This window comes from Clostridium punense, assembly GCF_017874425.1.
Classification (GTDB): domain Bacteria; phylum Bacillota; class Clostridia; order Clostridiales; family Clostridiaceae; genus Clostridium_J; species Clostridium_J punense.
The window spans coordinates 19,056-27,347 of record NZ_JAGGLL010000045.1 but is presented as its reverse complement, the minus strand read 5'-3'; the positions used below and the strand labels follow the sequence as shown (position 1 = coordinate 27,347).

General features: G+C 30.7%; 7 protein-coding genes and 1 pseudogene. 1 reads left to right on the top strand and 7 read right to left on the bottom strand.

Annotated features, from left to right (window positions below; genetic code table 11):
- Nucleotides 1-288 precede the first annotated feature (288 nt).
- The 5 genes and pseudogenes from J2Z44_RS21910 to J2Z44_RS18935 form a co-directional block, all read right to left on the bottom strand.
- Nucleotides 289-411, bottom strand: coding sequence for a hypothetical protein (locus tag J2Z44_RS21910; RefSeq protein ID WP_278245278.1), 123 nt, complete (start codon nucleotides 409-411; stop codon nucleotides 289-291).
- A 96-nt stretch (nucleotides 412-507) separates the two neighbouring features.
- Nucleotides 508-1,602, bottom strand: coding sequence for a Gfo/Idh/MocA family protein (locus tag J2Z44_RS18950; protein ID WP_021281900.1), 1,095 nt, complete (start codon nucleotides 1,600-1,602; stop codon nucleotides 508-510).
- Nucleotides 1,595-2,218, bottom strand: a complete 624-nt coding sequence (locus J2Z44_RS18945; RefSeq protein ID WP_021281901.1) for an acyltransferase — start codon at nucleotides 2,216-2,218, stop codon at nucleotides 1,595-1,597. Before J2Z44_RS18945 ends, J2Z44_RS18950 begins: the two co-directional genes overlap by 8 nt.
- Before the next feature lie 10 nt (nucleotides 2,219-2,228).
- Nucleotides 2,229-3,412, bottom strand: a pseudogene (locus tag J2Z44_RS18940) (DegT/DnrJ/EryC1/StrS family aminotransferase).
- Nucleotides 3,413-3,431: 19 nt separating this feature from the next.
- Complete coding sequence (locus J2Z44_RS18935; RefSeq protein ID WP_021281904.1) at nucleotides 3,432-4,748, bottom strand: nucleotide sugar dehydrogenase; 1,317 nt, start codon at nucleotides 4,746-4,748, stop codon at nucleotides 3,432-3,434.
- A gap of 225 nt (nucleotides 4,749-4,973) precedes the next feature.
- Between J2Z44_RS18935 and J2Z44_RS18930 the strand changes: the two genes are divergently transcribed.
- Nucleotides 4,974-6,761, top strand: a complete 1,788-nt coding sequence (locus J2Z44_RS18930; RefSeq protein WP_209649943.1) for a tetratricopeptide repeat-containing glycosyltransferase family 2 protein — start codon at nucleotides 4,974-4,976, stop codon at nucleotides 6,759-6,761.
- A 198-nt stretch (nucleotides 6,762-6,959) separates the two neighbouring features.
- Here the strand turns inward: J2Z44_RS18930 and J2Z44_RS18925 are convergent, their stop codons facing one another.
- Both J2Z44_RS18925 and J2Z44_RS18920 read right to left on the bottom strand, forming a co-directional pair.
- Complete coding sequence (locus tag J2Z44_RS18925; RefSeq protein WP_209649940.1) at nucleotides 6,960-7,751, bottom strand: DNRLRE domain-containing protein; 792 nt, start codon at nucleotides 7,749-7,751, stop codon at nucleotides 6,960-6,962.
- Between the two features lie 70 nt (nucleotides 7,752-7,821).
- Nucleotides 7,822-8,109 (bottom strand): hypothetical protein, encoded by a 288-nt coding sequence (locus tag J2Z44_RS18920; protein WP_021281910.1) that lies wholly within the window; start codon nucleotides 8,107-8,109, stop codon nucleotides 7,822-7,824.
- Nucleotides 8,110-8,292 lie beyond the last annotated feature (183 nt).

Below are 8,292 nucleotides of genomic sequence, written 5' to 3'. Positions count from 1 at the left end.
ATTAAGGTTAATTAATTAAAATAATCCAAAAAAAAAAACGATCAATAAAAAAATAATCGCTGAATGAAATTCATTCAGCGAAATATGAGTTATAATAGATGATCTAAACTTTGAGATTCTCAATCTGTTTTCACAAATTAAATAAGAAAACTGATGTTATTATATTCTTAACACCAGTTTCTTTTGTCTTTATATAGAAGTATCAACTTCAAACTAAAAATATTTTTTGTTCCTACTTGAACAATCCCAAACTAATCTAAGATATGATGTAGACCTCTGTAAATACTGCTATTTAAGTCTTTTCTTTAATTCCCTAGGCTTAACTCTCCGGTAAACTCTAAAGGTTAAATGGTATTGCCAGTTTAAGTGTGTTACGTTAAATATTCTTAATATGGCCATTGGTCGTGCCATTGCGTTCACTCCTTAGAATGCGGAATATAGAATAAGGCATTTTTAACACCTCATTATATTCTATGTGCAAACTATAAGAGCGTTACTTTTTCTTACTCACATCTGCTTCCACCCAATCATTTCAGCAGTAGAAAACTCTTCTAAAGGAAATTTTACTACTCTGTTCGTTAATTGTGATTTGTATGCTGCCAAAACTATACTTAATGCTTTTTTTCCTTCCTCTCCATGAATTAATGGGAGTCTATTTTCAAATATACAATTAATGAAATCTTCATACAAATACATATGCCCATTACCATAGACATTATCGATTTTTTCATTTAGCAGTAACTTAATCCTCTCTTCGTCTTCACCTTCAAACTTCCAAGTAAGAACTTCGTTTACAGCAATTCCCCCGATTACAGCTGTACCCTTTTCTCCAAATATGCTAAGTGTTTCTTCAAGATTACTAGGATATACGCATGCTGACCCTTCAACAATTCCTATGGTTTTATTTCTAAACCTTATAATTATTGCCCCAAAGTCTTCTGCCTCTATGCCTCTTAGATACTTGTCACACTGAGCATAAACTGATTCTATCTCTCCACCTAGCATCCACTGAAGGAGATCTATATTATGAATACATTGATTCATTAATGTGCCACCATCTAAATCCCATGTTCCTCTCCACAATGCTTGCTTATAATAACTCATATCTCTATTCCAAAGAATTCTTGCAGTACCATTCGTAACTTTTCCAAACTTACTGCAATCTATAGCATTTTTTAATTTCAAAATAGCTGAATTGAACCTGTTCTGATGACAAATACCTAGTTTTACTTTATTTATACTACTACATTTAATCATGTCATCTGCATCCTCGATTGAGAGTGCCATTGGCTTTTCTACTAGCACATGTTTACCCTGGTTCATACAATAAATAGCAATCTTAGCATGATATCCACTTTCTGTAGCAATAGCCACAACATCTATATCTTCTTTTTCTATCATTTCTTCATAATTATCATATATAGAAACTTTATCAAACTCCTTGCAAAAACTTTCATACTCTAACTTGCAACTTAATGCTTTTTCTATATTCAAATCGCATACACCTACCAACGTTGCCTCATGAGCACTATTTACTAATGCTTTTATATGCTTATGAGAAATTCTACCACATCCAATAATTGCAAATTTTATTTTATTCATTTTTATCTCCTTCAATTGATTCATACTGTAGGGAATCATAATTTGCTTTAACTTCTCCATTTTGTAAAATATAAACTTTCCCACAGGATTTACATTGAGTTTCAACACACTCCCCAAAGCAAATTGGCTCTCCACACTGGCATACATATCCAACAATCTTCCCAGGATTACCAACAACTAATGCATAATTTGGTATATCTTTAGTAACTACTGATCCAGCCCCAACAAAAGCATAGCTTCCAATTTGATGGCCACACACTATTGTTGCATTAGCACCTATACTTGCCCCCTTTTTTACGACAGTCTTCTTATATTCTGTTTTTCTTTCTATAAAACTTCGTGGATTGTTTACATTAGTAAAAACGCAGGATGGTCCTAAAAAGGTATCATCCTCACAAATTATCCCTTCGTATATAGATACATTATTTTGGACTTTTACATTATTCCCTATAATAGTATTAGATCCTATAAAAACATTTTGACCAATTACACAGTTTTCACCTATTAGAGAGTTTTTCATAATATGAACAAAATGCCATATCTTAGTTCCTTTTCCTATAATACATGGCTCATCAATAAAGCTTGATTCATGGACAAAAAAATCCCTAGTATTCATAGACAACTCCTTATTTAAAGCTTAATAATGCATTAACTATATAATCTAGTTGGTTCTTTGTTAATTCAGGATATATTGGAATAGCTAAAGTCCTTTTTGCTAAAAGTTCTGATATTGGATTATCCCCAACGTTATATCCTAAAATTCTATATACTTTTTGAAGATGTAGCGGCACCGGATAATAAACACCGGCTGATATGCCCATCTCATTTAGATGCTGGATAAGCTTATCTCTATTAGTTGACTGAATGACATACATATGATAGACATGCTTGCAACCTAGTGGAACTTTTGGAAGAATAAAATTTGAATCTTTTAAGTTATAATTATAATATGCTGCATGCTCTGCTCTCATGTTGTTCCATAAATCTATATAATTCAATTTCACAAGAAGCATAGCTGCTTGTATAGTATCTAAGCGAGAATTATAGCCTACTAAAAAATTATAATACTTTGAACCTGAGTCATCTAAAATAGTTATCTCCTTATCTAAGTTGCAATTTTTAAATTCACTTAATATTTCATAAGCTTGTAGCCCGAACTTCCCACTTCCATGGCTTCTCAATGCTCTACATATAATAGATATTGAATCATCATTGGTTGCAATCATTCCACCATCGCCTGCGCATCCTAAATTTTTTGTTGGAAAAAATGAAAAACATGCAATATCACCAAAGCTTCCTATCTTTTTTCCAAAATACTCCGCACCAAAAGCCTGACAAGAATCTTCAATTATCTTTAAATTGTGCTTTTTAGCTATCTCTATGATATCTATCATCTCAGCTGGTTGTCCAAATATATGGACAACTATAATAGCCCTCGTTCTGCTTGTAATTTTCTCTTCTATTTTAGAGGGATCTATTTAAAGGTATCTTCCTTTACGTCTACAAATACCGGAGTCGCTCCCAAAGAAGATATACTTTCAGCTGTGGCAAAAAAGGTAAAAGGCGATGTTATTACCTCGTCACCCTTCCCTATACCCAATGATTTTAAAGCTATAACAAGAGCATCTGTCCCGCTTGCAACGGATATACAATGCTTTACCCCAAGATATTTTGACATTTTTTCCTCTAAATTTATAACCTCATTTCCCATAATATAATTGCTACTAGCTAATACTGAATGGATAGCAGCTTTTAGTTCGTCCTCAATGCCTTTGTATTGCATTTGTAAATCAACCAATGGAATATACATCTTATCAACACCTTTAAATTTATAAAAGTTCAATATTCTCTTTATTTTCTAGAGCTTTAGTCGCATTTTTTGTATCAAAAATATATCTTGAATTTTTCTGGATAAAATCATAATCATATTTTTCATGGGCAGTTGTTATAACTACTAAGTCAGCATGACTCAATAAATCTGAAGTCATATTAGAGCTATTGTACTTAGCACCATTATAGAAATAACTCTCAATATATGGATCATTAAATTTTACTTCTGAACCTTCCTTAATAAAATAATTTATAATTTTTAGGGAGGGGCTTTCTCTATAGTCACTTATATCATTCTTATAAGCAATCCCCAGTACAACTATTTTTGAACTCTTTAGTGACTTATTAAATCTATTTAATATCTTGGCGGATCTTTCAACGATGTACTGTGGCATATAGTTATTAATCTCACCAGACATCTCAATTAACTTTGTGGGACATCCAAACTCTCTAGCCTTCCAAGCAAGATAATATGGATCTAGTGGTATGCAATGCCCCCCTAGGCCTGGCCCAGGATAAAATGCTTGAAACCCATAAGGTTTCGTCTTCGCTGCCTCAATAACTTCCCATATGCTAATTTCCATCTTGTTACACAAAATGGCCATTTCATTAATCAGTCCTATATTTACATTCCTATAGGTGTTTTCTAGTATTTTGCTCATCTCAGCTACTTTAGTACTTGTCACTTCATGAACAGCTGCATCAATAATACATCTATAAAATTCTGCCGCTAATTTGGCACTTTCCTTATCAATCCCTCCTACTACTTTAGGAATGTTATTCACCCTATAAATATTATTACCTGGGTCTATTCGCTCCGGAGAAAATGCTAAATAAAAATCACTTTTACATACTAACCCTGAATTCATCTGTAAAATTGGGCAAAGCAATTCCTCTGTAGTTCCTGGATATGTGGTGCTTTCCAATACAACTAGCATCCCTTTATTAAGTCGCTTCCCAATTTCTTCTGCGGATTTTTTTATATAACTTACATCTGGATACTGGTACTTATCTAATGGCGTAGGTACACAAATTATAACTATATCCACATTATTTAAAACTTCATAATCAAAGGCAGCTTTTAGGTATCCACAACTCACTACCATTTTTAAATCCTCATCATTAATATCATCAATATAACTTACTGCTTGATTTATTTTACTAACTTTAGCCTCTTGAGTTTCGACCCCAATTACCTTGTAGCCTTTCTTAGCAGCAATTACTGCTAAAGGTAATCCAACATACCCCAATCCAATTACCCCAATCACTGCAGTCTTATCTCTAATTTTTTTATATAATATATCTTTCTCTAGCATATCTGCACTTCCTTGATATTACGATTTTACATAGATTAAAACTACTATTATAATATGCTTACTGAGAGAAATTGTTCTACCTTGCACATTTCCTGTGCGGAACTCTGCTTCACAGTACGCTTACTTTATGTAATAGCAAGAAAAATAATCACTATCTCATGTTCTTTACATATTATGTATAGATAATATGTTGAAATTTAGATATTTATGGTTGGGGGTAGTAAATTGAATAACGAAGTAAGTCTGTGTATGATTGTTAAAAATGAAGAAAAAGCTCTTCCTCAATGCTTAAATAGCATTAATAAATTGGTTAATGAGATTATTATTATTGATACTGGTTCTGAAGACAAAACAGTTGAAATTGCAAAAAGCTTTGGAGCTAAGGTATATTTTTTTCAATGGAATGACAATTTTAGTGAGGCAAGAAATGAATCCTTAAAATATGCTACTAAAGACTGGATTTTAATTTTAGATGTAGATGATGAATTATTTGAAGAAGATCAAATCAACTTTAAAAGGCTTATAAATAGCAATTTAGATAAAAACCTAATTTACTTTTTTGAAACTCATAGTTATTATGGGACTACTAAGGATGAAAACTCAGTAACAATTAATTTAAATCCTCGCTTTTTTAAGAATAATGAGGGCACTCATTATGAAGGTAAAATTCACAATCAGTTGATTTATAGTAAAGAAAAAGATAGCTTAATTATTAATTCAATTAAAGTACACCACTCTGGGTATCTCAATGACAATATTAAAATTAAAAATAAAAGACAAAGAAATATATCTATGTTAATGGATCAAATTAAAGATGATCCTGAAAATTACTTTGCCTATTTTAACCTAGGAAATGAATTTGCTGCATTAAGTGATGAGAAAAGTGCATTAAATTACTACTATAAGTCATTCGAAGGTTTTGACAATCTGAATGGGTATAGCTTTTTACTTATTCTAAAAATAGTTATAATAAATTATAACCTCAAAAATTATGAGGACGCATTTAAGTATATAGATATAGGGTTAAATTATTACCCTAACTTTACAGATTTATACTTTATGAAAGCACTTATATTTAAAGATATTAACATGCCAACCTTGCAAATAAAAGCTTTAGAAACATGTATCGATATGGGCGAACCTCCCTCTACTTTAAAATGTTTCCCTGGAGTAGGAACTTTTAAGGCTTACTTTGAACTGGGTAATGTTTATTTAAACTTAAATGACTATGACATGTCACTCAGTTATTATCTGAAATCTCTAAACTCAAAAACAAACTTTATAAATCCTTTATATGGAATTGCTCGTATCTTAAAGCTAAAAAAACTGCTAGTAGATAACTTTAAAAAAAATATTGAAGTGCTTGTTACTAGCTATCCTTCTCCTAAACTAATACTAATAGATTTATTTTATAATGAAGGGTACTATCAAGTTGCATTAGACTACATCCTTGAATATGAAAAAGAGTATGAACTCACTGAAAAATTACTACTATTAAAGGCAAAAGCTCTTATAATTAGTAAAGACTTTGCTAGTGTAATTACCTTGGATAGTAATAACAAAAAATTTAGTTCAAATGTCCACTTGAAATTTTATAAAATTATAAGTTTAATATTGATGGATGCTCTGGAAGCTGCTAAAAATTTAATTAATACTCTTGAACTTGAGTCGCTGGATAATATATCTGTAAAAGTATTTAATGTGTATTTACAGTTCATCAATCTTCTAACTGAAACTTCAGTAATGCAAATATCTGAAATAGAAAACGAAAGTGATTATATGAGTATTATAATAGAAATCTTAGATATACTTCTTTTTACTGACGAATTAGATAAATTAAAAATTGCGGTTAATCTTCTTAACCTCATAAACAATAAGTTTGCACTTCTAGAACTTGGAAAATTATATTATAAGCATGGATACATGGAAGTAGCAAAAAATGAACTCTTAAGGTCTATAAAGGAATTTGGAATATATGATACGGAGAGTTTAGATATATTGAAATTAATTTAATCTTATCACACTAATAAGGAATAGTTATATATGACTAATGTAATACTAGCTATTTGCCAAAGTTATATTATTAAAACTAATTTTTTTTGAGAAAGTAGCTTTACAATATTACTATCTTATATTTATGCTGATCAGTAACCTAAATACATTGTTAAATTGCTTAGGTTACTGATTTAGTTAAATTAAAATATACTTGTATTATTCTTTATATGACCCATAAAAATTTACAACCTCTTCATCGCCTGCTTTTTCAGCCGGTATAATTGCCACATTATAGGTTTTATCAATTGACAGAGAAGTCATTCCCTCTGAATTATCATATTCATCAGCAACATAATAATTATCTACCTTACCAGAGTTAGCCCTAGTCACCTCAACATTTACAACAGCCTCATACTTTGAGTGTGGTTCAACTGCTCCAATCACTTGTATCTTTTTTGTTGTTGCAATATCAACTTTTTTTTTAGTTTCACTTTCATTATGCATAGGTTTAACTATTACTCTTAGGAATGGAATAATATATCTATCATCACTGACTGCTGATCCAAATTCTGAAAGATCACTTCTAGAATCACTAAATATCACTACACCAGTATTTTTTAATTGATTGCTGCTCCATAATCTTAATAAGTTAGTTACATTAATACTAACACTAATCTTTGATGTCAAAGGAAAAAAAGTTTTCTTGATAACACCGTTAGTTTTTGGGCGATTATTATAGTTTGTATAAGTGCTAAAATAATCACTTATTGAAGAAATATAAAGCACCTTATTAAGGTTATTGTAAAAATTATTAGTTTTGAATAATATTAATTCAGCATCTACAATCAAAACATCACTCGGTATAGAAGAAATATCAAAATACAAATAACTTATATAACTAAACTCCCCATCATCACCAACAATAATAGTATTATCATTTATATTTCCAAATGGAATTTTATTTGTAACTGTAAGACTTTTAGTAGCTGGAACTAATATTACTGCCAAAGCTACACCTCTCTTCTTATCTGATATTTAAAATATGGAGCCATAAATGGCTCCATAAGTGGAATAGTTATTATTCATTTACATCATATGAAAATGAATAATTTTCTGTAACGGTATCTGAACCCACTAGTTTTGGTACGATTGATAACGTATAAGAAGCGTTAACAGCCAACGAAGTAGCACTTGCTGTATTATCAAGATCTATTTCCCTGTAAAACGAGCGATTTCTAGTTGGTGTAGCTGTATTTGTAACATCTAATCTAATAGTTAATAACCCAAAACTTCCTGCAGCAACAGTTCCTTGCACTGTGACAGCACGGCTTGTACATGATTTTGGAGTATTAAAATTAATTGCCATAAAATTCATCCCCGTAAATTTAATATTTTAGGATTTTTCATCCTAGTATATAATATGTACTTATTGAAAAACGAACACATTTTTTTGTATTTCTACAATATTTATTTACATTAAAATTCAATAATATAAAGAGAGCCTACTGTGTATTTTATAGAGCTATAAATAATATGAAAGTCATGCACA